This window comes from Rhodococcus sp. ARC_M12 (assembly GCF_022810385.1).
GTDB lineage: Bacteria > Actinomycetota > Actinomycetes > Mycobacteriales > Mycobacteriaceae > Rhodococcoides > Rhodococcoides navarretei.
This window is the reverse complement of sequence record NZ_JALGQI010000021.1, coordinates 45,336-69,086: the sequence shown is the minus strand read 5'-3', so window position 1 is coordinate 69,086 and position 23,751 is coordinate 45,336. Positions and strand designations below refer to the sequence as shown.

30 protein-coding genes and 1 pseudogene are annotated in these 23,751 nt (G+C 63.3%); 11 read left to right on the top strand and 20 right to left on the bottom strand.

Annotated elements, in window-relative coordinates:
* Positions 1-42: 42 nt before the first annotated feature.
* The 7 genes from MTX35_RS23115 to MTX35_RS23085 all read right to left on the bottom strand — a co-directional run bounded on the left by MTX35_RS23115 (position 43) and on the right by MTX35_RS23085 (position 3,151).
* On the bottom strand, positions 43-321 hold the full coding sequence (locus MTX35_RS23115; RefSeq protein ID WP_155291248.1) for a hypothetical protein: 279 nt from the start codon (positions 319-321) through the stop codon (positions 43-45).
* Positions 318-905: a DnaB-like helicase N-terminal domain-containing protein gene (locus MTX35_RS23110; protein WP_243597171.1), complete on the bottom strand. Its 588-nt coding sequence runs from the start codon at positions 903-905 to the stop codon at positions 318-320. Before MTX35_RS23110 ends, MTX35_RS23115 begins: the two co-directional genes overlap by 4 nt.
* A gap of 53 nt (positions 906-958) precedes the next feature.
* The gene (locus MTX35_RS23105; protein ID WP_243597170.1) at positions 959-1,192 is read right to left on the bottom strand and encodes a glutaredoxin family protein; all 234 of its coding nucleotides are present in this window, start codon (positions 1,190-1,192) and stop codon (positions 959-961) included.
* Between the two features lie 386 nt (positions 1,193-1,578).
* Positions 1,579-1,821: a hypothetical protein gene (locus MTX35_RS23100; RefSeq protein ID WP_243597169.1), complete on the bottom strand. Its 243-nt coding sequence runs from the start codon at positions 1,819-1,821 to the stop codon at positions 1,579-1,581.
* Positions 1,822-1,873: 52 nt separating this feature from the next.
* Positions 1,874-2,530: a DUF6349 family protein gene (locus MTX35_RS23095; protein WP_243597168.1), complete on the bottom strand. Its 657-nt coding sequence runs from the start codon at positions 2,528-2,530 to the stop codon at positions 1,874-1,876.
* Positions 2,530-2,745: a hypothetical protein gene (locus MTX35_RS23090; RefSeq protein ID WP_243597167.1), complete on the bottom strand. Its 216-nt coding sequence runs from the start codon at positions 2,743-2,745 to the stop codon at positions 2,530-2,532. The genes MTX35_RS23095 and MTX35_RS23090 overlap by 1 nt, the downstream gene beginning before the upstream one ends.
* 124 nt (positions 2,746-2,869) lie before the next feature.
* Positions 2,870-3,151: a hypothetical protein gene (locus MTX35_RS23085; RefSeq protein ID WP_243597166.1), complete on the bottom strand. Its 282-nt coding sequence runs from the start codon at positions 3,149-3,151 to the stop codon at positions 2,870-2,872.
* Positions 3,152-3,358: 207 nt separating this feature from the next.
* Here MTX35_RS23085 and MTX35_RS23080 point away from each other — a divergent pair, with 207 nt between their 5' ends.
* Positions 3,359-3,577: an AlpA family transcriptional regulator gene (locus MTX35_RS23080; RefSeq protein ID WP_032391993.1), complete on the top strand. Its 219-nt coding sequence runs from the start codon at positions 3,359-3,361 to the stop codon at positions 3,575-3,577.
* Positions 3,578-3,680: 103 nt separating this feature from the next.
* Here the strand turns inward: MTX35_RS23080 and MTX35_RS23075 are convergent, their stop codons facing one another.
* The 6 genes and pseudogenes from MTX35_RS23075 to MTX35_RS23050 form a co-directional block, all read right to left on the bottom strand.
* Entirely contained in the window at positions 3,681-4,019 is a 339-nt protein-coding gene (locus MTX35_RS23075; RefSeq protein ID WP_243597165.1) for a hypothetical protein, read from the bottom strand.
* Between the two features lie 1,066 nt (positions 4,020-5,085).
* A pseudogene (locus MTX35_RS26310) lies at positions 5,086-5,328 on the bottom strand (chromosome partitioning protein ParB); the annotation flags it as partial.
* 93 nt (positions 5,329-5,421) lie between these two features.
* Entirely contained in the window at positions 5,422-5,706 is a 285-nt protein-coding gene (locus MTX35_RS23065) for a hypothetical protein (protein ID WP_243597163.1), read from the bottom strand.
* Positions 5,707-5,856: 150 nt separating this feature from the next.
* A complete protein-coding gene (locus MTX35_RS23060) occupies positions 5,857-6,243 on the bottom strand; it encodes a hypothetical protein (RefSeq protein ID WP_032391990.1) in 387 nt (128 codons plus the stop codon).
* 388 nt (positions 6,244-6,631) lie between these two features.
* Complete coding sequence (locus MTX35_RS23055; protein ID WP_243597162.1) at positions 6,632-7,483, bottom strand: hypothetical protein; 852 nt, start codon at positions 7,481-7,483, stop codon at positions 6,632-6,634.
* Positions 7,484-7,548: 65 nt separating this feature from the next.
* Positions 7,549-7,749 (bottom strand): hypothetical protein, encoded by a 201-nt coding sequence (locus tag MTX35_RS23050; RefSeq protein WP_243597161.1) that lies wholly within the window; start codon positions 7,747-7,749, stop codon positions 7,549-7,551.
* 394 nt (positions 7,750-8,143) lie between these two features.
* On the opposite strand from MTX35_RS23050, the gene MTX35_RS23045 reads away from it, so the two are divergent.
* From MTX35_RS23045 to MTX35_RS23035, 3 genes are all read left to right on the top strand, one after another.
* On the top strand, positions 8,144-9,166 hold the full coding sequence (locus tag MTX35_RS23045) for a GAF domain-containing protein (RefSeq protein ID WP_243597160.1): 1,023 nt from the start codon (positions 8,144-8,146) through the stop codon (positions 9,164-9,166).
* 516 nt (positions 9,167-9,682) lie between these two features.
* Positions 9,683-10,681, top strand: a complete 999-nt coding sequence (locus MTX35_RS26125; RefSeq protein WP_243597159.1) for a NucA/NucB deoxyribonuclease domain-containing protein — start codon at positions 9,683-9,685, stop codon at positions 10,679-10,681.
* Positions 10,682-10,712: 31 nt separating this feature from the next.
* Entirely contained in the window at positions 10,713-11,489 is a 777-nt protein-coding gene (locus tag MTX35_RS23035; protein WP_243597158.1) for a hypothetical protein, read from the top strand.
* 98 nt (positions 11,490-11,587) lie between these two features.
* Here MTX35_RS23035 and MTX35_RS23030 read toward each other — a convergent pair whose 3' ends face one another.
* The 3 genes from MTX35_RS23030 to MTX35_RS23020 all read right to left on the bottom strand — a co-directional run bounded on the left by MTX35_RS23030 (position 11,588) and on the right by MTX35_RS23020 (position 13,019).
* Positions 11,588-12,364, bottom strand: coding sequence for a hypothetical protein (locus tag MTX35_RS23030; RefSeq protein ID WP_243597157.1), 777 nt, complete (start codon positions 12,362-12,364; stop codon positions 11,588-11,590).
* A gap of 71 nt (positions 12,365-12,435) precedes the next feature.
* Positions 12,436-12,822: a HicB family toxin-antitoxin system gene (locus MTX35_RS23025; protein WP_243597156.1), complete on the bottom strand. Its 387-nt coding sequence runs from the start codon at positions 12,820-12,822 to the stop codon at positions 12,436-12,438.
* A complete protein-coding gene (locus tag MTX35_RS23020; RefSeq protein WP_243597155.1) occupies positions 12,819-13,019 on the bottom strand; it encodes a type II toxin-antitoxin system HicA family toxin in 201 nt (66 codons plus the stop codon). Before MTX35_RS23020 ends, MTX35_RS23025 begins: the two co-directional genes overlap by 4 nt.
* A 196-nt stretch (positions 13,020-13,215) precedes the next feature.
* Here MTX35_RS23020 and MTX35_RS23015 point away from each other — a divergent pair, with 196 nt between their 5' ends.
* Entirely contained in the window at positions 13,216-13,587 is a 372-nt protein-coding gene (locus tag MTX35_RS23015) for an Lsr2 family protein (protein WP_243597154.1), read from the top strand.
* 14 nt (positions 13,588-13,601) lie between these two features.
* On the opposite strand, the gene MTX35_RS23010 is transcribed toward MTX35_RS23015, so the two are convergent.
* The 4 genes from MTX35_RS23010 to MTX35_RS22995 all read right to left on the bottom strand — a co-directional run bounded on the left by MTX35_RS23010 (position 13,602) and on the right by MTX35_RS22995 (position 17,653).
* On the bottom strand, positions 13,602-14,414 hold the full coding sequence (locus MTX35_RS23010) for a hypothetical protein (RefSeq protein ID WP_243597153.1): 813 nt from the start codon (positions 14,412-14,414) through the stop codon (positions 13,602-13,604).
* Positions 14,415-14,595: 181 nt separating this feature from the next.
* Positions 14,596-15,408, bottom strand: coding sequence for a hypothetical protein (locus tag MTX35_RS23005; protein WP_243597152.1), 813 nt, complete (start codon positions 15,406-15,408; stop codon positions 14,596-14,598).
* 227 nt (positions 15,409-15,635) lie between these two features.
* Positions 15,636-16,574 carry a DUF2637 domain-containing protein gene (locus tag MTX35_RS23000; RefSeq protein ID WP_243597151.1) on the bottom strand — a complete coding sequence of 313 codons (939 nt, stop codon included), beginning with the start codon at positions 16,572-16,574 and terminating at the stop codon, positions 15,636-15,638.
* 458 nt (positions 16,575-17,032) lie between these two features.
* Positions 17,033-17,653 carry a recombinase family protein gene (locus MTX35_RS22995; RefSeq protein WP_032390479.1) on the bottom strand — a complete coding sequence of 207 codons (621 nt, stop codon included), beginning with the start codon at positions 17,651-17,653 and terminating at the stop codon, positions 17,033-17,035.
* A 603-nt stretch (positions 17,654-18,256) separates the two neighbouring features.
* On the opposite strand from MTX35_RS22995, the gene MTX35_RS22990 reads away from it, so the two are divergent.
* The 6 genes from MTX35_RS22990 (at position 18,257) to MTX35_RS22965 (ending at position 23,696) form a co-directional block, all read left to right on the top strand.
* Positions 18,257-20,413 carry an MMPL family transporter gene (locus MTX35_RS22990; RefSeq protein WP_374230349.1) on the top strand — a complete coding sequence of 719 codons (2,157 nt, stop codon included), beginning with the start codon at positions 18,257-18,259 and terminating at the stop codon, positions 20,411-20,413.
* A gap of 28 nt (positions 20,414-20,441) precedes the next feature.
* Positions 20,442-20,693, top strand: coding sequence for a YgaP-like transmembrane domain (locus MTX35_RS22985; protein WP_027494151.1), 252 nt, complete (start codon positions 20,442-20,444; stop codon positions 20,691-20,693).
* Between the two features lie 42 nt (positions 20,694-20,735).
* Positions 20,736-21,155, top strand: a complete 420-nt coding sequence (locus MTX35_RS22980) for a DUF302 domain-containing protein (protein ID WP_094686196.1) — start codon at positions 20,736-20,738, stop codon at positions 21,153-21,155.
* On the top strand, positions 21,155-21,928 hold the full coding sequence (locus MTX35_RS22975; protein WP_179277853.1) for a sulfite exporter TauE/SafE family protein: 774 nt from the start codon (positions 21,155-21,157) through the stop codon (positions 21,926-21,928). The genes MTX35_RS22980 and MTX35_RS22975 overlap by 1 nt, the downstream gene beginning before the upstream one ends.
* A 79-nt stretch (positions 21,929-22,007) precedes the next feature.
* Positions 22,008-22,277, top strand: a complete 270-nt coding sequence (locus tag MTX35_RS22970) for a metal-sensitive transcriptional regulator (protein ID WP_027494148.1) — start codon at positions 22,008-22,010, stop codon at positions 22,275-22,277.
* A gap of 57 nt (positions 22,278-22,334) precedes the next feature.
* On the top strand, positions 22,335-23,696 hold the full coding sequence (locus MTX35_RS22965; RefSeq protein ID WP_094686195.1) for a rhodanese-like domain-containing protein: 1,362 nt from the start codon (positions 22,335-22,337) through the stop codon (positions 23,694-23,696).
* Positions 23,697-23,751: the final 55 nt, after the last annotated feature.

Sequence of the window (23,751 nt, the reverse complement as noted above, 5' to 3'; positions counted from 1 at the left end):
GGTGTGGGTGCCTTTCTCGTTCGGGCCGGGTTGGGCGCGCGGTCAGCGCTGCGGGTGCGGCGCGGTGCCTGGTGCACCGAAGATTCCGGCCGCCAGTGCCCATGCGGTCAGGGTGCGGCGCTCGGCGTCGGTCGTCTCGTCGGCGTGGAGGTAGTCCCACTCCTGCAGCGCATCGAGGTCGTGTGCGTCGGCTCCGACGTGTCCGCACCACCACAGATACGCCCCGACCGGGGACTCCACCTCGTGCCCGTGTGAATCGACACCGCGGGTGTCTCGTTCGTTACGGGGGCCGGTGCGGGCGCGGGGACTGTCGAGGGTCACTGCCCTGCCCGAAACGTGTTGAGCCGCCGCCACAGTGCGCGTTGAGCGCGCCCGTGCTCCACGAGGTGATCGAACAGGTACTCCTCCGGAAGCTCCTCGGCGGCATGGACGATGGCCGCTGCCACGGTCCGGTAACTGCGCCGGTAGGACTGCGAGAGCACGATGTCGGCGTAGTGGACGGCGGTGAAGCCGTCTGCCCCGGCGGTGATGACCTCGTTCAAGCGGCGACGCAGGGGCGCGTCCTTGGCTCCGCCGGATCCGGATCGCATGAAGGCTGCGGTGACACTCGCCGGGTCGTAGGGTTCGCCGGCCAGGGCGAGACCGGCGATCACGACGAACATTCGCCGGTACGCGACGTCGTCGAAGTCGTCGGCGGTCACGATCGCGGTGATGCGCAGATCTTCGGCGGACACTCCCCCGGTGTGGGCGCTCCACATCAGGGCGCACAGCAGCAGTGCCTCGGGGTCGGTGGACGGCTCGTGAGCTGTCTCGTTGTCGACGGCAGTGTCGTCGACAACAGCGGCGAGGCTGCGAACGACACGCTCGGGCTCGTCGGGCGGTGGAACTGCGCTCAGTGGCGTCATCGTCGGGCTCGTTCTCGCAGGTCAATCTCGAACAGGGTCAACGGAGTGGTCGGTCAGGCGGCGGCGAGCCTGTCCAGGGCGTCGATCCGGAAGCCGGACCAGTGGGTGTTCTCGTCGACGACCACGACGGGCATCTGCCGGTAGCCGAGTCCGTCGGTGACGAACTCGCGCGCCGCTGCATCTTCGGTGACATCGACGGTCGTGTATTCGATCCCGTGCTTGTTCAGGCGTCGTTTTGTTTGATCGCAGTTGTTGCATTCGGGTTTCGTGTACACAGTGATCGACATAGCTCACTCCTCGAGGGAATTTTTCCGATGGTTCAATTTTATCCCACATTGCCCCAATTAGCCATAGATAAAGCGAGATAGTTTCACTCGAATATGTTGGCGCACAATAGATTCTTGATTTCCTAGCAGATCGAAACACGTTGGTTTCGGCCCCTTATCGGCAGGACAACGGAGAGGAATACGAGAAAGCGACGGGGAACAGTTCCTTTCACATTTCGGTTATGGTGCTGTCGCCCGTCTACTGGTGCGACGCCGTGATCGAGACATGCGAAACGCCGCCGGAGCTCTTGCTCTACGGCGGCGTCAGTCGGGGTACGGATGCGTGGGTGGATGTTGGTCGGCGGCGCGGTAGCTCTTCGTTGCCGTCCGTTCACGCCCTCAGCCGATCAGAAATGCCACATGCCGGACTCGTCGGCGTTGTAGTTGCTCCACCGTTTGTTGAGGTGGTCGGCGTCGGCTTTGGTGTCGGGCTTGACGAGGAAGGAGAACGATCCGGCCTGTAGGAGCATCCATACGGCGTTCGCGAGATCTGCATACCGGTCATCGTGCTCGGTGGCACCGTCGGGCATCGGCGCTTGCGCCGGGGTGCCGGGGATGTCTACTTCGATGGTGATGGTTCGTCGGGTCATTTTTCGATCATGCCAGCACGACAATGCGTTCCGGCGTGGTCGGATCGAGGGATCAAGGGTGGCGGGCGACGTGCGTGTTGGCTGAGGCGGCGGCGACGTCGTAGCCACCCCACGGCGAGCGGTGCGGGACCGAGCGCAGGCCGATGGTGTCCCCGCGTCGGGTGATGACGGGCCATCCGGTGGGGCGTTCCCCGACGAGGTCGATGACCTTCGCTGTCCACACCTGGTCCTTCTGCGACGGCCTGCGTTCGGGGATCACGATCGGGAGGTCGTCGATCCACCCGGGGTGGGCGTGATCGAGGGCGTCGCAGACTGCTTCGTGTTCGTCGGCGCGGTTCTCCCCTTCCCACTGGCAGCCGGTGCACGCGCCGCGGTAGACATCGCCGCCGACGCACTCACATAGAGCGTCCCTGCTCGTGTCCGGGCAGCAGCAGTCGAGGTCTGCTGCAATGCAGGTGGGTTGGCAGGTGTCGGTGGGTGTGGACGGGTCGCAAATTCCCGGGCGGAACGCGTGGGAGGCGGCGGTCGAGTCGTGTCGCCCCCAGGTGGTCGCCCAGGTCTCGAATTCGGCGACGCGAGCTGCCACCCCTCGGGTCGGGCTGGCGAACAAGGTCTGGATGCCGTGCCGCTGGATGCGGTTGTTCCGTTCGTCCAGCTCGGCGGCGGCGAGCACCTCGAAGATGTCGATCTGGCCTGCGGTCTCGGTCATCACCGCACGCCCAGCTCGGGACGGGTGAGGGACTGCAGGGCGAGGGAAAGCCGGACGTCGCTGGCATCGAGGACGACGGGGTAGGTGCGGCTGTACCAGGCACCGGGGGCGTCGAGGATGGCGGTGACCTCGACGCGGCCTGCGGGAGCAGTGCGGTAGCCGAGAATGTCGACCACCGTTCCGCCGAACTGGGTGTCGAGCGAAATCAGTTTCATTCCAACTCCTGTGAGGCGACGGCGTGCGGTTGTGGGCGCGGCGAGAGTGGCGGTCATGGATGTGCTCCCAAGGTCGGGTGGTGAAAGTCGTGAGCGGCAACGGTTGCGGGCTGTGCGCAGGCGTTCAGGACGGCAGACTCTGGCAGTCGGTGCATTCCCAGCGCCCGCCGGTAGAGGTGCAGGTCCGCCGCTCTTCGCAGAGCCAGCAGATCTGGTTGCGCTTGCGGAGCGAAACCTCCTGCGCCGCAGCCACGGTCGCGGCCTGTGCGCGGTACTGCTCACGGGTGCTCGCGTCTCGGGCGGCGAGGGCGGCGCGGACCTGCTCTGGGTCGAGGTCAGGACCATCGGTTCGCACGGTCAGCATGGCCCCGAAAGCCACGCGGCAGGACTGGCACACGTCCCCCATCGTAACGACTGGAGCGCCACAACCCGGCAAAGCGCAGTCATCGAACAGCGTTGACTGCCAGTCACATTGGTGTGATTCGGTGCGTGTCGTGGCCATGACCCAACCTTACAGTCTGAGCCTGTAAGGTGCAAGGCGTGGAGCCGGGAATCCTTACAGTCGGAGCCTGTAAGGTCAGGGCATCGACCACTACGACCCAGGAAGTATCCGATGCCTGACGAACTCACCACCGCCGACGTGCTGGCATTGATCGAAGACAAGACCGGCAAGGCCATATCGGCCAAGACGTGGTCGTCGTACGTCGCACGCGGACAGGCCCCGAAACCGGCGCGACACCTCTCGCGCACGCCGCTGTATGCGCGGGAGGACATCGAGCAGTGGATCACCGACCGGCCAGGGAGCGGTGCACGGACCGACCTCCGACCGTGACGAGCGAACCCACCGACCCGTCGATCGTCAACATCTCTTGACGAGCAGGAAGGGCCCCGGCCATCGGGTGATGGTCGGGGCCCTTCCTTTTGTTGCGGTTCGATCAGGCGTCGTCGTCGACGGCGGCGTAGGCGGCGTCGACGGTGATGTTGCCGATCGCGGCCTGTTCCACCGGGGTCAGGGTGTGCCCGCTGTCGGCGAGGAAGGTCAGGTAACTGTCGATGCCGACCATGCCTCGGTAGTGCTTGGAGGAGAAGCGCCAGTAGTCCTTGGCGTCCTGGGGGCCGGTGAGTCGGGCCTCGAACGCGGTGAGCACACGAGCAAGGAGCAGCACCTCGGCGCGGGCGGCGGTGGCACCGTCGACCTTTCGAGTGACCTCGCGTAGGGGGGGAGCCCATGATCTCGGCGTACCGCTCCGAGCACTTTGATTCGGTGAACACATCACCATGGGTGGCCAGGACGGTCACCATCCACTTGGTGGCGTTCTTCGGGACGTCCTTGCGTGAGAGCAGGCCGGTGAGGAACGTACGCCGTGCCTCGGTGGCGGTCGCTCCGGCGCGGTTGAGGGCCTTGACCTTTCGGCGTTCGGCCCGCTCGGTCTCGATGCGTTCGGCTTCGGCACGGGCCGCTTTCCGCTGCGCCGGGGTCAACCCGTCCGCAGCGTCTCCACCACCCTCTGTGTCGGCGGCGGCGATCTTCTCGGGGGAGAGTTCGAGGCCGGCCGCAGTCCGGCTGTCGTGATGGAGGAAGAACTCGTGGCCCCAGGCGGTCACCTTCTCGACCGTGTTGGCGTGCCGCAGCTCCTCGTACGCTTCGGCCTCGTCATCGCCCTCGGTGTCGAAGTCGATGTCGTCCTCGTCGACTTCCTCGCGGGTCGCCTTGTCGACCCAGACGGTGCCGGTCTCGTGGACGTGGATGTGCCACAGGTGTGGTGCCTTCTCGGGTGCATCGGCCGGGACTGCCGCGCCGTCTGCGGTCCGCAGATCCACCAGCGAGTACCACTGGCCGTCACTGGTGGACGGTTCGTCGTGGAGCAGGATGAAGCCGCGTGCGGTGTAGTCCGCTGCGGCAGCGGTGGTCTCGGCGCGCTCGTCGATGCGGCGCTGGAGAGTGGCCAGGCGGTACTCGAAGCCGAATCTGTTGTCGAAGATCTGCTCGATTGCATCGGTGATCCACGGCTCGGCCTGTGCGGCGTCTTCGAGCTCGGCCAGAATCGCGGCCCCTTCGAGGGTGAGCTGACGGTCGTCGAGCTGGCGGCGGGCGCGCTCGGATCGTCCTGCTCGACCGGCCTTTTCGACGTAGGCCTTGGGGACGTGCAGTGCTCTCGAAACCTTCTGCACGCTCAGTCCCAGATCGCGCAGCTCTGCAACGGCACCGGCGCGTTGGCCACTGGTGAGGTCTTCGCGCTGTTCGTTGGTATTGAACTGCTCGGTGATGCGCTCGATGTCTGCTGCACGCTCGTCGGCGTTCTGGTCACGCACCATCACCGGAATGGAGGTCAGGCCTACCTCTCGGGCGGCGAGGATACGGCGTTGCCCGTCGCGAACCGAGAGGGTCCCATCGGCGCGGCGGACCGCCGAAACAGATTGCAGGACTCCGAGTTCTGCGATGGAGGCGATGAAATCGGGTGCTGCGGTGATGTCGACGCCCGTGCGGACGTTGGCGCTGATGTCGAGTTCGTTGGGATCGGCGTGGACGAGGGTGTATCCGGTCGAGGTCGGTGCAGATAGCGCAGCCGTGGCGGTGGTCATGATGGCGGTCTCCCTGGTTAGAGTGCGGCGGTGAGGCACCGGGCAAATATCAGCTGCCCGGTGCCCGTTCGCAGGTGGAGGGTCGAGCGAGGGTCAGCGGTCGGCGGTCTTCGCGATGGGTAGTTCCCAGATCGGGTCTTCTGCACAGGGGGCGCTGATGTCGACCCAGCGACCGGTGACCGCGTATCCGCGGCGGTCGAGCAGCACCTGCGCCGCGCCCGGGGTCCAGTCCATCGGTGCGTGCTCCTCGATGCCGGTCGCGTCGATGTACTCGACCTCGATGCCGCCCCGTCGGATGGACACTCCCAGGCCGCGTTCGGGGCGTTCGTCGCCGTATTCGGAGGTGACTGCCGTGAGTTCTCGTTGCGTTTCTCCCATGCCCCTAACCTTACAGTCTCAAACTGTAAAGTCAAGCGCTGCAACGTATTTCGATACCTATGCACAGGGGAGCCGATTCGTTGCGGGTACCGAGAGGCGTTACTGCAAACACTCGGATCGCCTACAGCGCAGGATGATCGAGCCCGCGGCTCACGCTGAGTCGGTGCGCCGGGTGGGGTTCTCGATGCGGGGGCGCAGATTGTAGGTGTCGTACCACTGCTGTGCGGCTTGCTTGCTCATGCCGAGGATCTCGCCGATCTTCGACCACGGCACGGGTCGCTCCTGACTGCGGAGGCGTCCGATGATGGCGTAGCGGTCGGCGATCATCGTCGAGGCGAGGAAGGCGTTGATCTCGAGTGCGTCGACATCGGAGACCGCGTCATCCATGCGTCGTTGGGCGTTCGCGGTCCACGTCCCGGCGTCCTTGCGCCCCTGCTCGTGCACCATCTCGGCTAGGTCGACGTCGACGAGAGCGTCCTTGTATTGGACGTAGAGTTCGGTCAGCTCGGTCGGGGTGAGGACCTTCTCCGATTCCATAACGTCAAGATATCTTGACGCATTCTGTCCGTCAACATATCTTGACGATTGAGCATGTTTCAGCTGACGGGGGTTGCAGCTTCTGCGGGGCACCACTGTTGATGGAGGCGAAGGAATCCCTTGCCGTTCCCGATCGGTATGTCGAAGCTCAGACAGCAAATCCACTGTCCGCGAGCCGTTTTCGCCCACGCATGGAGCAGCCCGGGCGATTTTGTATCCATCGCGAGCCCCTCCGAGCGGACCTTGAGAGGCGTCCCGTCGCGGAAGGATCCTCCGGACGAGCCTGCCACGGTGAGCGCTATGTTGACCAGGACTCTCCGAGGTGGATCGACGATACGGCGCGTGGGGGGATCGAAGCTCACGGGCCAGTTCTCGTACAGGTCGGGGGTCATTGCGCGACCGCCAATCGGTGCGGCCCATGTTCGGCGACTGCGTCGGTGACCGCGGGGGTCCAACGTAAGCCGTGTTCGCCGAACATGGGTGCGGTGAGGGTGTAACGGCCTGTGCGCTGGGTGATTCCGCGTCCGTGAACGGTGGTCTCGACGGTGATCGAGCGGATACGGCCCCTGCCTTGCTCGATGCCCCCGTAGCCGACCGGCCGAGAGGAAATCGTCAGATCGAGACCAGGCATTCGACCGTCCGTGATTACGAATATCCCTGCGTGAGTACGGTTTCGGGCCAACAGGGCACGCGCACGGGTCGGCGGCACGTCGCGACCGTGGACGGTACTGATGACCAGATCGATCCCATCGATGCAGATATTTGAGGCGTCGAGAGGGTCTGCTTGGCCGGGGTCGATCAGGGCGATCTTCGACAAGTCCCCGCCGTGTTCGTGGACGGCGAGGAGCCCGAACTTGGGTTGACCGATCAGGGCGACGTGGTGGCCGGCCGCGGTGGCGGTGGCGACGAGTCCGACGAGAATCGATCCGGCACCGGTGATCGACAGGGCCGTTCCCCGGGCCAACGCGCCGCGCGGGAGCAGTTCCGACAGCGGCATGGGTACCGGCAGGGTTTTGAGGGTTCGTGAGCGCACGGGGCCGCTCAGGGCTCGCTCATCGCCGTCGGTCGCGGCGGCCTGCGCGTTCGGCTGCGAGGGGGCGAATGCGGGCGAGTCGTCGGAGTCGGTGGGTGCGTGGTCGCGGCGTCCGGGGATCGCGGCCATGCTGCGGCGAAGAGCGGCGAGCTGTGCAGCCTTGTCCAGGCTGGTCAGGTCGGGGATCGTGTCGGCGGTACCGGCCATGAGTGCGACCTTTCGCCGAACGGATCAGTGCCCTCAATCTATGCGAACATACGTTCGATGTCGAACTACCTGCGTACGCCCGCAGCTGGCCCTGGTTCGCGAACCCTGGCGGCGTTCACGAGGTGGTCGAGGGAGAGTTCGGGGTCGGCCGTCAGGTGGCGATGTTCGGCGAGCAGACGCCTGACGTGATCGAGGTCAGCGCGCACGGCCGGGTCGTCGGGGTCGTAGCCCTCGTCGATGATGGCCGCGCGTTCGATGGGGTCCATGCCTAGTTCGACGCAGCGGCGTCGGGCGTGGTTCCCGTGTCGTAGATCAGGTCGTCAGAGCCGTCGTAGCGGTACGCGCGCTGTCCGCTCGGCAGCGTCATCCTGCCTGCCCATGGTCGGAATCAGGGTCGAAGTTGCGGTCACTTGTCACGGGAGCAGTATTGCGTCCCATGCGCGAACGGTCCCGAAGGGCTGTCAAAAAGTTCGCCGAGTCGGCCGGTCCGATCACTGCTGAAATCTCGATCACACCTCTCGAATCAGCTGCCTCGAACTCTGAGCGCCATTATTGTGAGCTGCTGGTTGGTTTGGTCACTTCGGTCACAGATGCACAGTTGCGTGGGCACCTGGACTCGGTGTGCCACGCGCAGCGATGAGGCTAGGAAAAGGCACACAAATGCCGTCACCTAACAGTTGGCTACTCGTTGACGTCATGGATCCGCGCCGCCCGACTGTGGTGGCAGTCGGTGCCCGCGCCAAGAGCCGTGTGGCGTTGAGGACGTTCATCCGTGAGTCCGATCGTGACGTCGTGCTCGCTGCGGTCACTCGAGCCGTACGGTCCACAGATCCTGTCCGAGTCGCTTCGGGATCGCGTCAGGTATCGGTAGACCCGATCAAAGACGACGAATCGGGTGTGGTGTACGGAGTCTGGGTGCAGGTCGCACACCGCTCCGCCGAGCCAACCGGGCGACCCTCGGCGTGGGCCTTCCATTGGGACTTGAACGCAGGTATCGCACGGCGCAGCGCGATCGTGAGCGAATCCCAGTCATGGGCACAGCTCGGGGTCGATCTCGTCCGACCGATTCCGGACGGCTTGGCGAAGTTGGACCTCGGTGACGCAACAGCATCGGTGCTGGCACGGTTGGTGTCGGGTGGCACCGGAACCGTGCTGCAAGAGATCGGTATCGAACGACGCCCATCGGGCCTTCATCGCAAGATTCAGTTCACCGCACACTTCTACGGCGATCCAGCCCACGACACGGAACACTCCGGCCGGTTCATTCGAGGCGTGTCCGTCGACCTCGGACCCTCGAACAACCCCGAACATTCCGATCGCGACGCCGCCAACATGGGTGAGCTTGTCGCTCAATCACTTTGCGATCCCAATGAATACCGCGCGATTGCAGATCCGGACTCGCTCCGGCTCCTGTACTGGTACGGCGACTCTCCGTCGGACATAGCCTGGCAAACCGACCACCTTGCGGACGGAAAGCCTGTTCTTCATCCAGGGGACAGAAAGAACGCGAGGGCGTCCGCACAGGCACTGCTGACCGCGCCCCTGGGTGCAACACAAGCACTGAGCTTGCGTCTTCTCACCAATGCAGACGAGTACGCGTCGGTCCCGGTCACGGCGAGGGCAATCGACCTCGCCGACGACTCGCGCGCCATACTGTGGATTCTGCGACCACAGACCGCATGAGCTGTTTCGTTGCCAGATATGTCGGATCTTGATAGCGTTTGATCCACGCTCAACCAGCGCCTGAGGTAGGTACCTTGTAGCAGTCGGGGCCTCCTCCACGCCCTCCATCGGGCGTTCATGCTACTCGATCGCATCACGTCGTCCAGCGCTGTAAAGCGCTGTGCGCGTGCAACGATCGGCATACGCATTACGAGGAATCCGTTGAAGAATTCAGGTGTAGAAACACTGCAACCTCGTCCTCGATCGCGCTGGTCGCATCGTGCATTCGTTTGCGTAGCTGTGATTGCATTCGCAATCGGCCCCAACGTCGCCGTCAATGCTCAACCAGTGGATCCAGCACCTACAGATCCAGAAGCTAGCCAGCTCGAATCCGGAGTACCTGAATCGTCAAGCAGTCCCGAACCTGGCGACGTTCCCATACCTCAAAGTTCGGACTCGATCCCAGCTGTTCCACCGGAAGAAATTCCGCGCACTCCGACCGGTGAGCCGCTGACCGAGGACCGATCTTCCCGAGAAGTGACCGATCCCGCCGAAGCGGCGGCGATCTACAACCAGGTGATGCAGAGCCGCAGTACACAGGCCGGCCCTGGAGCTCGCCAAGCACCCCCACTCGACTGCCGCGACACCCGATTCCAGTCCTGCAAGACGTACCAGGCAACGGTGACTCAGTACGTGCAGTACAACCCTCCCAGTGGGCCATTGACCCCGATCGGCAGCTGGCTCACGAACATCATCTTGCATGTTCGCTCACCGGTTCAAACACCCACCAAAGAGTCCGTCATCACGATGTACGCCAACGTCGTCTCGACCAACCCCGAACTGACGGTTCCCGGAATCTTCGAGTTCGAGCTCATCGCGCTGAGGGGATCGGGCAATACTTCCCAGGGGTGGACGCCTTTCAGGTTCCCTATGGCAGTCGGATCGACCGCCTTCAACCAATGGGAGCACTACACCCAGGGCAACGCAACTTCCAACACCGATGTAACGACAATGCGTTTCGACTATCAGGGCAATACCCCCGTGCCTGACTTGGACGAGCCGAGACGGACCCGCACGACCAACCAAAAGATCAGGTGCGACGCCGCCACGGCGGTCAACTACGGCACTGGCTGCGTCAACCCGTCGTTCATACCCACGGTCACGTACACCGCCGCGCGGTTCCCCACAATCACAGGAACCATTCTGGATGGTCAGGCAGCATACGAGTCAGGCATTCCCGGTTCGGGAAACCCACTTGTTCGCGGTCCATCGGCAAACAACGCAGCGAACCGAGAGGCGGCATGCCCCTCCTCGTCTCTGCAGCGGTTGAACCTATTGGGAGACAAACCCACTGACATGGATAGCCCCTCGTGCGACGAGTACCCGTTCGCGTCCACGGAACAAGGAGGGTACGGATCAACCGTCAGGTGGGTTCCACTTGCAGAAAACACCGACCAAGGCACTTTCATGGCCGAGTTCTACCGCACAAACCGGGTCATGCCTGGTGACGGCTTCTACGTCAACGCTCAAAGCTGAGCTCCGAACCCCTCACGAAAGGCTCCATAGAATGAAAATTCACGCACTTCGCAAGACCTTGACGATCACCGCGCTACTCGGTGCTGTGACGCTCGCTGTACCCGGTGCCGCGCACGCGGAGACGGTCACCGGATGGGTCGGACCGGCAGGCAGCAACGGAGCCGGCGTTCAGTTTCTGAACACCTCCACCATCATCAACTCACCGAACCTAACGGCGCAGTCCAAGATCTACTCGGTCTTCGGTCAGCAGGTAGCACCCGGTGACATCGGGGTACGGGCTCGGTTGTTCAAAAGCGGCGCTCTATGTGAAGCCGTGGGCTACAAGTACAGCTTCACCGGTGCCGCATCACTGACAATCGGCACCACCGCAACATGCGGCACCGGCTCGTACAACAGCCACGGCTTCACCGCGGTGTGGGACGGAGTGAGCGCGTACCGCGAAGCTCTCACCTTCCCCAGTAATCCCGTCAACTGGACCGCCCCGGCGGCCCGCTCGGCAGCGCCAAGTGCCACGGACGAAACCACCGTCGAATCAGGAACAAACGCCTCCGGGCAGTCGTACGGCGCAGGCGACACTGCTGCGAATGACGCAGAACTGCCTGATCTGGTCGCTGCAATCGGTACCGACGGGGTCCAAGGTTTCATCGAGAAGTCCGCACTCGACACGGCCGCAGCATCACCCGACGAGGCGACGGCGCTCGAAAAGCAGAACGTCGGCGGTACCGATGTCCTCGGATCGGCTCCGAAGACGGTTCCTGTCTACGCCAGCGATGGAACAACACAGATCAGCGAGTTCACCATCTCCTGATCCCGCTCCCTGAGGCGCGCCGGTCCCTGCATCAATTTGAGGACTAGCGCGCCTCTGGTGATTTTGTGGTCGGTCACGGAATCCCGGGCGGGCGGCGATCACGACGGATAGATCACCTTCATGGCGGCCAGCAAGCTCAGATTGTTCGGATCCAGGTAGATAGTCCAGTAGCTGTTGGTGGCAGCGAAGTGGATGCCCAGCGCGGAACCGCCCTCAGCGAGAACATCGAGCGCTTCTTTGTATCCCACGGTCAGCTTCAAGTCATAGGTCTGTCCGGTAATCGAGTCGTACCTGTCCCGGAGATCATCGACAACTTTTGCCGGCCAGACCGGCACAGACCTTGTCCTCAGGTCTTTTCGCAATTGCTGGACCGTCGGCGAGTCTTCTGCGTTGTCAGCTGCGGCGATCAAATCCTCGCGACGGACTTGGCTCTTTTCAGTGGATTGCTTTCGGGTTCCGCGGTAGACCCCGTCAGGATCAGAGCCGGAACGGAGGTCGTCGAAGCTCAGATTTGCGATGGACAAGTTGTTCTCGATTACCGCGAGCCTGCTCGGTACAACCCGAAAAGTAGCTGCCTCGTCTTCCGGATCGGCACTTGTATCCACAACGAGCACTGGATGTTCCGGCTCGTCACATGCCCGCTGGTCGACTACGAAGAGATAGTCCGGCGGCGGAGATTCCACCAGGCCGACAATGCGTGACACCGACATGTCGGCAAACTCCGGGTCATCGACCGTCGTCAGAAAGGCTTGAGCCTCATAACCACTGTCTTGTACGTGCGACGCTTGGGCCTCTCGCGCGACCTGTTCCCAGGCACCGTCATTGCCGAAGTACGTACGGATGAGCAGGGATTGGCCTTCTGGCAGAGTTGGCATGGTACCGACTCTAGTCGTTCTCAACTGTGAAACCGGTGCAGTTGCCAGGGACCGAACTTTCGATGCGCAGGTCAGTTGTTGACGAGTTGGCTGGCTCGCTGAAAGGTCACGCCGAGAAGTGATCCGATGTCTCGGACGGGTACCTGAGCGGTGGCGAGTTTCTTCGCGAAGGCCTCGGTGCTGGCTTTGACGCGGGCTTCGTCCTCGGCCAGACGTGCTCGCTGTGTCGCGATCTCGGCGATGCGGACCGCGAGATCCTCTCCCCCGGGTTCGAGTTCGATGTGCTGCTCGATCTCGACATCGGCGAGGGCGACTCCGGTTTCGAGGGCGATGAGTTCTTTCGCCGCGGTGGGGACATCATCGATGCGACGGGCTTGAGTGAGGGCGTCGAGTTCGGGGACGGCGATCATCCACCACTTGCCGTCTCGGGTCACCGACACCGTGTAGGTCTTGCTCACTGCTGCGCCTCCTTCATGGCTGCGAGGATCTTGCGGTAGACGCCGGGCGAGATCGTCCGGTGCCCATCCGGAACAGTCACCTTGACTGCGCCATCGGCCGACACCCACGTGCTGTGCGAGCCGACCGTGCGGACCGAGGCGAACCCGGCCGCCTTGAGGGCCTTGACCACTTTCCGCGTGGGCTGCTCGGTAACCATGATTTTAGTCTATCCGACTGGACACTTTCTAGTCAAGTTGACTAGACAAAATTTGGCTGAGTGGCGGTGCGGTGGTCGACACGGAGGAAGTGCCTATTCCACATTCCTCATCTGGTGCATCTGCCTGCGGGTTCGGTCTGGTTAGGGTGGTTGTCGACAGCAATGTGTTTCTACTCGAGAGAGGCCGCATCGAACCGTGGCAAAAAAAGTATTCACCCAATTGGTCGACGATATCGATGGCTCGGTCATCGACGACGAATCAGGCGAGACGATCGAATTCTCCGTCAACGGTGTCGACTACCTCGTAGATCTGAAGGCGAAGAACGCCAGCGAGTTTCATCGGAAGATCGGCTACTACATCGAGCACGCAACCCGTGTCGGCGGGCGTAAGCGTCGACACACCCCCACCTCCACGGCTCCATCTGCAGCACCCTCGAACAGCCGAGCCACACGTGATCCGGCTCAGACCAGAGCTGTCCGGCAATGGGCCGCAGACAACGGTTACGAGATCAACGATCGGGGCCGCATTCCCGCTGCGATCGAAGAAGCATTCAACGCTGCACACTGATCATTACTTCAGGATCACCGCGCGAACTCGACGGTGTATCCGGCCTGACCGTCGATCGACAGGCTGTACTGCACACCATCGAGCGTTGTCATGTTCCAGCCTTCCTTGACGGTCAGCGTCTCGCCCACGGGCAGGCTGAGAGCGGAGGTGACCGAACGCAAGCCGACGTCGCCGTCTCGCACTTCCCGGATGCCGTCGTACGCACCCTGTTCGGCGTTTGTCGCCTGGGTAGAGACCATATCCGGCATGGTTGAGTCGGGCGATGTGTTCTTCACGGTGACCGGGAAGTAGACGCTCACAGGCTGCGGCGGAAGGTCGTACGGGATCCTCGCGTCTTCACTCATGATGAACTCGACCGGTGCGCCCACTGTGATCTCCAGCTGGACCTGGCCCGATCGCACCTTCCTGCTGTAGATCGCGGTCTGCCCGAACTTGCATGGTTCGGGAAACAGTTCGATTCCCGTTGTATCGCAAATCATCGGGTCAGCCGGGGAAAGTTCCGCTTCCTGTTCCGGATCAGGCTGCGGAGAGGATTGTTCGGCGCTCGAGGCCGCTGCGGCGTCGGTCGTGGACGCATCGTCATCCTCCGTGAGCGCCCCGACGGTGATGATGCCCGCCAGGATGACCCCGACCCCTCCCAGTGCGGCCCACAATCGCCAGGGGGGCTTCGGCTTTGGCCGACGGAAGGTCAAGGTGGTTCGCAGGATGCCATCCTGTCGGTCGACCAGCTCCCAACCTTCCTGCTGCTTACCTGCGATTATTTTCGACTCAGCACCCCGGATCACCTTGATCTCGGTGACCTCGTACCGCGCCTGTTCGGCGTCCATGTCTCTTCCCGTTCTTCGATAGTGGTGATGCGGGTCGACCCCGGCATACCGTGATGCGAGTGGCAGTGCTCCTACGGTGCTCGCCCCGAATAGTGTTCGGTGATAGCGCGCAGCAGTCACCAGGACCGGCGTTACCGGAGCGGTGTTGTCGCCGAAAGCACTTTGAGAGCGGCCGCCTCGCTCAGGTGCGCGTCCGCTGCGGCGGATGCCCCGTCGCCAGAATCGCGACCGGTGCCAGGGTGACAGGGTCTACCCACGCACTGCAGTAACCACCGACGCGATCGCGAATACTCGCGGCGACGATGGCGAATCCGATGGCTGCGCCGCCACCGGCGAGGGCCGCGATCGACTCCTCCAGTCCGATCACCCACGAGTTGTACCGGTACTCGTTGCGTTGCTGCTGACCGACCAACTCGGCCTGACCCACTGCGACGTCCGGGATGTAGTTCCCGTCCACATCCGGTCGAGGCCACTGCTCCAGCGAGGCGCGGTACACCTCGATCGCCTCCGGCGACAGCGAGGACTGCTCGATGGCGTCGAGCAGTGCTGCCGTGGATGGAGTGCGCGTCGTAGCCGGTGGCTCGAATCCGCGAAACACCCCATCCGCACCGACCGCCGACGAGAAGTCCTCGAAGTCCATGTTCGCCAACGACAGGTTGTTCTCCACCGACGCCATCTGCGACGGATGCACCCGGAAACTAGGGTAGCCCGACGAACCGTCTGCGGTGTCCACGGCAAGGATCGCGTGTTCCGGATCGGTGATCGTCGCAGCGTCGGCGAGAAACACGTAGTACGGCGGTGGGGACCCGATGATCACGGCCAACTCGCCGAGCGTGAGTCGGTCGAACTCCGCGTCGTCGACCACGGTCAAACCGGCGACAAACCCCTCATCTGTCGGCTGCGTCGCCGCCTCGACAGTGTCACTCCACCGGGCGTTGTCGGAGAAGTCTGTGCGGATCAACAACGATTCCCCGTCGGGCAGTTCTCGCGTCATGTCCGCACTATAGGACGCACGGGCGGTACATCGCATCGAGTCGGGCCCCATCGACGCAAACGCACGACACGACGATCTCTCACTCCCACAACGGGTCACACAATCCAACGGGACACTTACAGACGCCGCCCGCAAGTGGGCAGGTATCGCGATCACCGAGTCAGGCGTGAATTCTGTTGCCGCTCAGTTCAGTACGTCGGCAATTGTTCTGGCGGAGCGCTCTTCGGTCACCGCGTCGCGCCCGCGTAGTCACGACCGGCAGCTATCGAGTCGTAATCGTCCGCGTCGTACCCCGAACCCGCTTCGATGGCTTCGTCGGCGCTATGGTCGCCATCGACATCGGTGGTGGCGCTGTGCGCCTGGTCAGCTGCGACGGTGGGGGCTGCGGTGCTGCGTTCGGCGGCGATGTTCTGCTGTACCTGAGTCCAGGTCTTGATGTGCCGCGAGACAGTCGAGGTGTGGAGCTCGAGGTGGCGTGCGATATCACTGAATGACCAGTCGGGGTTCGCGAGGTAGAGATGGACACTGGTCCACACGGCAGGCTTGAGCAGGCCGTTGTCCAAGTCTTCCTCCACTCCCATAGCCTCGAAAGGCCGCGATGCAGGGCGCTCGACGGCCGGGTCCTGTGTGGCGGCGATGGAGGCCGGCCCGATCGAAGCATTATCGCCTGCAACCGGTGCCGCGGTGATGATGCGTCGACGGGGAGCACTGATGGCGACGGACATCATCTCGCCCATGGTCATCACCATCAGCGGAGCGAGGGCACCCATCATGGCAGCGACGGCCGCATTTAGGTCGGTGACGGTGAGGACGGCGTGGTAGGCGTTTCCTGCCATGCTGGCCACTCCAGCGAGGGCAAAGACGGCGATGATGAATCGGCGGCCGCGAACGGTGGCGCGGTCTGTGTGCTGGGACAGCGCGATACGGAAGATGCTGGCCGCCAGGATCGGTCCGTCGAGCACTACCGGTATGACCCACGCGGAATCGCGTAGCCCGGCCATGGACCCCAAGTCGAGAAGGGTAGTGAAGCTCAACTTGAAACTGGACGCGGTAACCGCAAAGGCGACGATCAATCCGATGACGAGCGCCCAGGTGATGACAGCAGGGTGAATCTCGCGGGTGTCCTCGGTGGTGTTCTGATCAGGGTGGGTATTAGCGTTGTTCATTGATCGCAGGTCCGTTCTGTGATCGACCGGCCCCGGCGGTGTTGGAGCACTGCCGGGGCCTTCGCGGTCGGATGATGTATTCGGTGTGGCCACACGTGCGCGAGGAGATCCGCAGATCTCTGCGCTTCTTGTTGCGCGATCGGGAAATGGACGTCGCGGCCGAAGTCATTGCATTACAACCACTTCGGTGTACAGGGTCTATCGACTGGGCCGAGCAGTGCCAGCAGCCTTAGCATCGGCGGCGGTCCAGCCGTGCACGCCGGCTGGGCGGCACTCGTCGTGATAGACCGGATCGGCCGGCACCAAATTCGCTGGAGTCTCGGAGTGCCACTGGTCGCACCAGGCGCATCGTGCGACCACCCGTTCGGCGGTCATGAAGTCGCCTCGGCGGCGAGGCCGAACTGAGCGCCACCGATCGTGTCGATGGTGTGGAGATTGGCGTCGGTGCTCATTGTGTGTCAGCTCCTGGCAGTTGTAGCGCGGGGTGTGGGTGCTCCGTCGCGTTGCTCGCGGGCCCGAATGAGGGCGGCGTAGACAGCTGATCGGCTCAGGCCGTACAGCTCCATGAGTTTCACGGCACCGAACTCGCCGGATTCGTAGTCCTTGAGGATGCGTTCGTGTTGCAGTGCAGTGAGTTTGGGCTTGCGTCCGGTCATCCGGCCCTGCTCTTTGGCGATCGCGACGCCCTCACGGGTGCGTGCGCGGGTCAGGTCGGCCTCGAACTCGGCCATCGCACCGAGGACGGTGAAGAACATCTTGCTCGACGGATCACCAGGGCTGTAGACCTGGCCACCGTAGATCAACCGTGCACCTTTTGCGTCGAGCTCAGTGACGATGGCGTTCAGGTCCGTGACCGATCGACCGAGTCTGTCCAGTTTGGTGACCACCAAGGTGTCCCCCTCCCCCACTGCCGCGAGGGCTTCGGTGAGGCCGGGACGTTCCCGGTTGCGACCGGTGTATCCGCGGTCGGTGTAGATGTTGCCGGTGTCGACGCCCATCTTGCGAAGGGCTGTGCGCTGCGCTCGTAGATCCTGTCCTCGCGTGGAGCACCGGGCGTACCCGATGAGGTTTTCGTCCACCTGGAGCCCTTCGTCTCGGAATCTGCGATCAAACTGGGATTACTTCCAACACTATCTACCAGGACACCGACAGGCTGGTCCGAGCGTCGATCGAATTGTCAGTTTCAGAAGTCAGCTGCACTTGTTCAGAAGTGGGTGTCATACAGCCACTGTTAAAGGTAGACCTGTAGTCCGTCTCGAGCAGTCGCGGTCTTCCTACACGAAATGCGAACGTTCCCCTTTCGCCCGCGGCGGTGAACCTTCCCATTCATCACCCTCGCATCGATGATTTATACCCCTAGGGGTACTTGCATACCCCCCTAGGTATGTGCAACAGTAGGTACACCCCGCCAGGAAGGATTGCCATGTGCTACCCCGTCGCATGCCCGACATGCGGTAAGACCACCTGGGCCGGCTGCGGGCGCCACATCGACAGCGTCATGAAGAATGTCCCACGGCCGCAGCAGTGCACCTGCTCGTCGAGCGAGGCACCCGATCCAGCTAGGCGCACCGGCTTTTTTCACTCCCTGTTTCATCGCTGACACCTCACCTTTAAGTCTTCGAGGAAGCTTTTGGGCCTTCGTGGCCTTGTCATATACCCCCACCCGTATTTAGGAGAATGCTATGTCCGTGCCCGCTACCGCGGCGGCTACCGACCGACACGACCGTGACCGGCCACCTGCACCTGGCGCACTCGGCCGCCTGGGGAGCGCGATGGTCACGCGTCGCCGCTGGGTGTTCGGTATCTGGCTGATCACCCTAATCGCCCTTGGATCAGCTGCACCAACGGTGTTTTCGTCGTTGGCCGGGGCCGGCTGGCAGGCCAACGGATCCGAATCCGTCCAGGTACGCGAACTCGCCCAGCAGCATTTCGGCGGCAACTCCTCTGCAGCAGTGCAGGTCGTCGTTCACTCCGACACCGCCTCGATCGAAGACCCGGCGATGCAGCAGACACTCACCGACGTCGCGGCTGTGTTCGACAGCGACACCCGCTTCGGCGAGATCGTCGCCCCCCAGCCGGGCATGACCATCAGCCCCGACCGTCACACCGGCATCCTCATCGCCGGCGCAGACACGAGTACCGACGACATGGTCAAAGCCGTCGACGAGGTCAAAGGCGAGCTGACCGCACTGTCCGGCAACGGTATCGAGATCTACCCCACCGGGTCGTCAGCACTGTGGTCGGACTTCAACAAAGCCAACCACGACGCCATGATCCAGGCCGAATTGTTCTCCTGGCCGGTCACTTTGGCGATCATGGTGCTCGCGTTCGGCTCTCTCGTCGCCGCGGGATTGCCGCTGCTACTCACCGTCGCCGGCCTGGTCGCATCCGCAGGCGGACTTGTTCTGCTCAACGGCGTCACGCCGATCTCGGTGTGGGCGATGAACTTCGCGATGATGTTCGCCCTCGCCCTCGGAATCGACTACGCCCTGTTCATCGTCGCCAGGTTCCGCGACGCACTGCGCAACGCCGATCCGCGTGCCGCGGTCGCCGAAACCATGGACACCGCAGGCAAAGCCGTGGTCCTGTCCGGACTGACCGTCCTGGTGAGCCTCTCGGCCGTCCTGCTCGTTCCCGCACCGGCGGTGCGCACCATGGCCGTCGGCATCATGCTCGCAGTGACGTTCGTGCTGATCGCCACCATGACCCTGCTCCCCGCAACCCTGGGTGCACTCGGCTCCAAGGTCAACGCCGCATCCTTGCCCTACGCCAAGCGTCAGCAGCACCGCTCCCCGAAATTCGCAGCCTGGGGTGAACTGCTCCACAAGCACCCCTGGCCGTTCGCTCTGGTGTCCGTCGGCATCCTCATTGCGCTGGCCCTTCCGGTCCTCGGACTGAAAGTGGCAATGCCCTCGATCTCCGTCGTCCCCGAAGACGCACCGGTTCGCCAGGGCTACGAGCTCGTCCAGGCCCAGTTCGGTGACGGCGCACCCGGCGCACTGCAGATCGTCGTCCCGTCCGCGGATGCCGCCGCGACCGCCACCGCAGCCACTACCGTCGACGGAATCTCGATGGTCACCCCGCCCCAGCCTGCCGCGGACGGCTCAAACTACTCACTGCTACAAGCACTTCCCACCGTTGACCCCTCGGACGAGAGAATGGGCACCATCCTCGGTGACCTGCGCGCCGAACTCCCGGAGTCGGCGTTGGTCGGCGGTGCCCCAGCGGAGAACCTCGATCTACAGCAAGCACTGAACGACTACCTACCGCTGGTGATCGGCATCATTCTGGCGCTCGGTTTCATCCTGCTGCTCGTCGCACTCCAAGCACCCCTGATCGCGATCCTCGGCACCGCCGTCAGTCTGCTCTCGACCGCCGCAGCGTTCGGGGTCGCGAAACTGATCTTCCAGGACGGGCACGGCGCATCACTGCTCGGATTCACCCCGCAAGGCTTCCTCGACGGCTGGGGTCCGGTGTTCTTCTTCGCGATGATCTTCGCCATCGCCATGGACTACACCGTGTTCCTGCTCGCCACCGCGAAAGAGCACTACGAGAAGACCGGGGACCCGAAAGCCGCTCAGGTCGACGGCCTCGCCCACTCCGGCCGGGTCATCTTCGCCGCCGCCGCGGTCATGGTCGCAGTGTTCTTCACCTTCGCACTCTCCGATCCGCTCCCACCGAAGGAGATGGGCATCATCCTCGGCGTCGCGGTACTGCTCGACGCCTTCTTGATCAGGCTGATCCTGCTGCCGGTCCTGCTGCGTTTGAGCGGACACGCCGCATGGTGGTCACCGGCCTGGCTGCGCAAGGTGTTGCCCTCGATCAGCTTCTCGCACTGACCACCCTTACAACCCGAACGGAGCAATCATGATCGATCCGAACACCACTCGCTCGTCCGCGTTCGCGGGCTGGCCGATCGAACGTATCGTCCCCGCCCTCGCCGCCGGCGTCACCGCCACCGGCCTGGCCCTCGGCGAACTCCACGCACCGCAGTGGCGACTGCTCAGCGCGTTCGCTGCCGCGAACCTCGCCCTTTACGCAGCGGTCGGCTGGTGCCCGGCCAGCGCGCTTCTCACCAGGGTGGGCGTGCCGAGTATTCGCCAGCCCCGAATCGGGTAGGCCCAGATCACCGCAGTTCGACGACCGAAAGGAACTTCCCTTATGAACATCGCACTCTCGACCACTCTGACCGACACCGACTTCGACACCGCAGTCGACGCCGTCAAAGCCTCCCTCGCAGATCAGGGATTCGGTGTTCTCACCGAAATCGACATGCAGGCCACGTTGAAGGCCAAACTCGACGAGGACATGGAGCAGTATCTGATCCTCGGTGCCTGCAATCCCACCCTCGCGCACCGCGCCGTCGGAGTCATGCGCCAGATCGGGTTGCTGCTGCCGTGCAATGTCGTCGTCCGCGCCGACACGAGCGCACCCGGATCGATCATCGTCGAAGCCATGAACCCCGACATCATGGTACAAGCGACAGGCGAACCAGCACTCTCCGACGTCGCGGCGGAGGCCACCACCAAGCTCCAGGCCGCCATCGACGCACTCGGTGGCCAGGACACAGCACACAGCTGATGACCCTGACGCTGGCCCTGGTCCTCGGCGTCGCCGTCGGCATCCTGCTCGGTCTCCTCGGCGGCGGTGGGTCGATCGTCGCCGTCCCGGTTCTCGTCTACGCCCTGGGAATGGACCTGTCGGAGGCGATACCGACATCGTTGCTGGTGATCGGTGTCGCCTCGGCGACCGGGGCCATCCCCAAGGTGCGGGCGAAGCTCGTCGAATGGCGACTGGCGGCGATCTTCGCGGCCACCGGTATCGTCGGCACGCTGGTCGGCAGCGTCCTGGGCAGGCATCTGCCCGAGGCCGCAGTGATGATCGGCTTCGCGATCGTCATGATCATCGCCGGGGCGCGGATGCTGCGCAGCACCGACGATGTCGGAACCGCTTGCAAGACAGGAAGTTCCGGGATCGATTGGCGGCGATGCGCACCACGGTCCATACCGACCGGGTTCGGGGTCGGTGTCCTCACCGGACTGTTCGGCGTCGGCGGAGGATTTCTGATCATCCCCGCTCTGGTGCTGTTGCTGGGAATCGAGATGAGTGTCGCTGTCGGAACGTCGCTGGTGGTCATCGTCGCCAACTCCGCCGCCGGACTGATCGCTCAGGCCGACGGGCTCGGCGGGAACTGGCCACTGACAGCCGCGTTCGCCGGTGCGGCGATCGCAGGCTCGCTGGTCGCCGGAAAACTGAGCACACGCATCGACACCGACAAGCTGCGCACGTGGTTCGCCTACCTGGTGTTCGCCGTCGCGGGCTATGTACTTGTCGACACCCTCGTTCTTTCATGACCGACTGCACACACCGAACCGATGCCCCCGGGGGTAATCTGGAAGGACTACCACCATCACACACCCTCAGGAGACCGCAATGATCGGCGACGAAGACAGCATCGCATTGGTACTCAACCGTCTGCGCCGCGCACACGGCCAACTCGCCGGTGTGATCGGCATGATCGAGAACGGACGCGACTGCAAAGACGTCGTCACTCAACTCGCCGCCGTCTCCCGCGCCCTCGACAAAGCCGGATTCAAGATCGTGGCCACCGGCCTTCGTGAATGCATGACCGGCGACACCGCAGACAACAAAGAGCCCATGACCGAAGCAGAACTGGAAAAGCTCTTCCTCGCACTGGCCTGAACGAGGACGTTTCACGTCAGAAACGAGGCCGACCCGATTACACCGTAGGAGTACCCCGTGAGCACCACCGATCCAGACATCGCCATCATCGAAACGTCGAGCCTCGGCGACCGCAGCTACCTGATCAGCCACGACGGCATCGCCGTCGTGATCGATCCCCAACGTGACATCGACCGCGTCCTGGCACTGGCCACGGAGAAGAACGCCACCATCACCCACGTACTCGAAACCCACATCCACAACGACTACGTCACCGGCGGACTCGAACTCGCACGCGCCACCGGAGCCGAATACGTTGTGCCCGAGGGTGACCCGGTCGAATTCGAGCGACGGGCAGTGGGGGACGGCGATGTCGTCGACGCGGGATCGGCGACGTTTCAGGTCATGCACACCCCGGGCCATACACATCATCACGTCAGCTACGTACTGCAACTCGGAGACGAACCGATCGCGATCTTCACCGGCGGCTCGATGCTCTACGGATCCACCGGCCGCACCGACCTACTCGGCTCCGAACACACCGACGAGCTCACCCATGCCCAGTTCCACTCGGTCCGTCGAATCGCCGCCGAACTCCCCGCCGACGTCGAGGTCTACCCCACCCACGGATTCGGTAGCTTCTGCTCCGCGACCCCCACCAGCGGCGACTCGTCGACCATCGGTGAACAGCAACAGTCCAATCCCGCGCTGACCCAGGACGAACAAACCTACGTCGACGAGTTGATCGCAGGACTGTCGGCCTACCCCGCGTACTACGCCCACATGGGCGTCATCAACACCGAAGGCCCCGCACCGATCGACCTGTCCACCCCAGAACCCGTCGACCCCGACGAACTACGCCGCCGCATCGACGACGGACAATGGGTCGTCGACCTCCGCGCACGCACCGCCTTCGCTGCCGGACATCTCGACGGTTCCCTCGGCTTCGAGCTGTCGACGACATTCGTCACCTACCTCGGCTGGCTCTACCAGTGGGGTGCGCCGCTGACCTTGATCGGCGACACATCCGATCAAATCGACGAGGCCACAAGGGAGTTGGCACGTATCGGCATCGACCACCCCTCCGGCTCCGCTGTCGGAGAGATTCATTCGCTCGCCAGCGACGGGCGCGTACGGTCCTACGAAGTGTCCGACTTCGCCGGACTCGCCGCAGAGGACTCGGACATTGCAGTGCTCGACACCCGTCAACAGTCCGAATACGCGGACGGCCACATCCCCGGTGCGATCAACATTCCCCTCCACGAACTGCCGCACCGACTCGCAGAAGTTCCCGACGGCAAAGTGTGGGTGCACTGCGCCTCCGGCTATCGCGCCTCGATCGCGGCCTCACTACTCGACCGGGAACATCGCAGCGTGGTGCTCATCGACGACGACTACAACCGCGCAACAGATCTCGGACTCGACACCTCGAAGACATGACGAAATGCTTCGACGACCGAACGCGACGAGACAGGCGTACCCCCAGGGGGTATAT

Excerpts from the sequence above, each read along its gene's own strand:
- MTX35_RS23110 (WP_243597171.1), bottom strand. The coding sequence starts at position 905 with ATGACGCCACTGAGCGCAGTTCCACCGCCCGACGAGCCCGAGCGTGTC.
- MTX35_RS23105 (WP_243597170.1), bottom strand. The coding sequence starts at position 1,192 with ATGTCGATCACTGTGTACACGAAACCCGAATGCAACAACTGCGATCAA.
- MTX35_RS23100 (WP_243597169.1), bottom strand. The coding sequence starts at position 1,821 with ATGACCCGACGAACCATCACCATCGAAGTAGACATCCCCGGCACCCCG.
- MTX35_RS23095 (WP_243597168.1), bottom strand. The coding sequence starts at position 2,530 with ATGACCGAGACCGCAGGCCAGATCGACATCTTCGAGGTGCTCGCCGCC.
- MTX35_RS23090 (WP_243597167.1), bottom strand. The coding sequence starts at position 2,745 with ATGAAACTGATTTCGCTCGACACCCAGTTCGGCGGAACGGTGGTCGAC.
- MTX35_RS23085 (WP_243597166.1), bottom strand. The coding sequence starts at position 3,151 with ATGGGGGACGTGTGCCAGTCCTGCCGCGTGGCTTTCGGGGCCATGCTG.
- MTX35_RS23080 (WP_032391993.1), top strand. The coding sequence starts at position 3,359 with ATGCCTGACGAACTCACCACCGCCGACGTGCTGGCATTGATCGAAGAC.
- MTX35_RS23075 (WP_243597165.1), bottom strand. The coding sequence starts at position 4,019 with ATGTGTTCACCGAATCAAAGTGCTCGGAGCGGTACGCCGAGATCATGG.
- MTX35_RS23065 (WP_243597163.1), bottom strand. The coding sequence starts at position 5,706 with ATGGGAGAAACGCAACGAGAACTCACGGCAGTCACCTCCGAATACGGC.
- MTX35_RS23060 (WP_032391990.1), bottom strand. The coding sequence starts at position 6,243 with ATGGAATCGGAGAAGGTCCTCACCCCGACCGAGCTGACCGAACTCTAC.
- MTX35_RS23055 (WP_243597162.1), bottom strand. The coding sequence starts at position 7,483 with ATGGCCGGTACCGCCGACACGATCCCCGACCTGACCAGCCTGGACAAG.
- MTX35_RS23050 (WP_243597161.1), bottom strand. The coding sequence starts at position 7,749 with ATGGACCCCATCGAACGCGCGGCCATCATCGACGAGGGCTACGACCCC.
- MTX35_RS23045 (WP_243597160.1), top strand. The coding sequence starts at position 8,144 with ATGCCGTCACCTAACAGTTGGCTACTCGTTGACGTCATGGATCCGCGC.
- MTX35_RS23035 (WP_243597158.1), top strand. The coding sequence starts at position 10,713 with ATGAAAATTCACGCACTTCGCAAGACCTTGACGATCACCGCGCTACTC.
- MTX35_RS23030 (WP_243597157.1), bottom strand. The coding sequence starts at position 12,364 with ATGCCAACTCTGCCAGAAGGCCAATCCCTGCTCATCCGTACGTACTTC.
- MTX35_RS23020 (WP_243597155.1), bottom strand. The coding sequence starts at position 13,019 with ATGGTTACCGAGCAGCCCACGCGGAAAGTGGTCAAGGCCCTCAAGGCG.
- MTX35_RS23010 (WP_243597153.1), bottom strand. The coding sequence starts at position 14,414 with ATGGACGCCGAACAGGCGCGGTACGAGGTCACCGAGATCAAGGTGATC.
- MTX35_RS23005 (WP_243597152.1), bottom strand. The coding sequence starts at position 15,408 with ATGACGCGAGAACTGCCCGACGGGGAATCGTTGTTGATCCGCACAGAC.
- MTX35_RS23000 (WP_243597151.1), bottom strand. The coding sequence starts at position 16,574 with ATGAACAACGCTAATACCCACCCTGATCAGAACACCACCGAGGACACC.
- MTX35_RS22990 (WP_374230349.1), top strand. The coding sequence starts at position 18,257 with ATGTCCGTGCCCGCTACCGCGGCGGCTACCGACCGACACGACCGTGAC.
- MTX35_RS22985 (WP_027494151.1), top strand. The coding sequence starts at position 20,442 with ATGATCGATCCGAACACCACTCGCTCGTCCGCGTTCGCGGGCTGGCCG.
- MTX35_RS22980 (WP_094686196.1), top strand. The coding sequence starts at position 20,736 with ATGAACATCGCACTCTCGACCACTCTGACCGACACCGACTTCGACACC.
- MTX35_RS22975 (WP_179277853.1), top strand. The coding sequence starts at position 21,155 with ATGACCCTGACGCTGGCCCTGGTCCTCGGCGTCGCCGTCGGCATCCTG.
- MTX35_RS22970 (WP_027494148.1), top strand. The coding sequence starts at position 22,008 with ATGATCGGCGACGAAGACAGCATCGCATTGGTACTCAACCGTCTGCGC.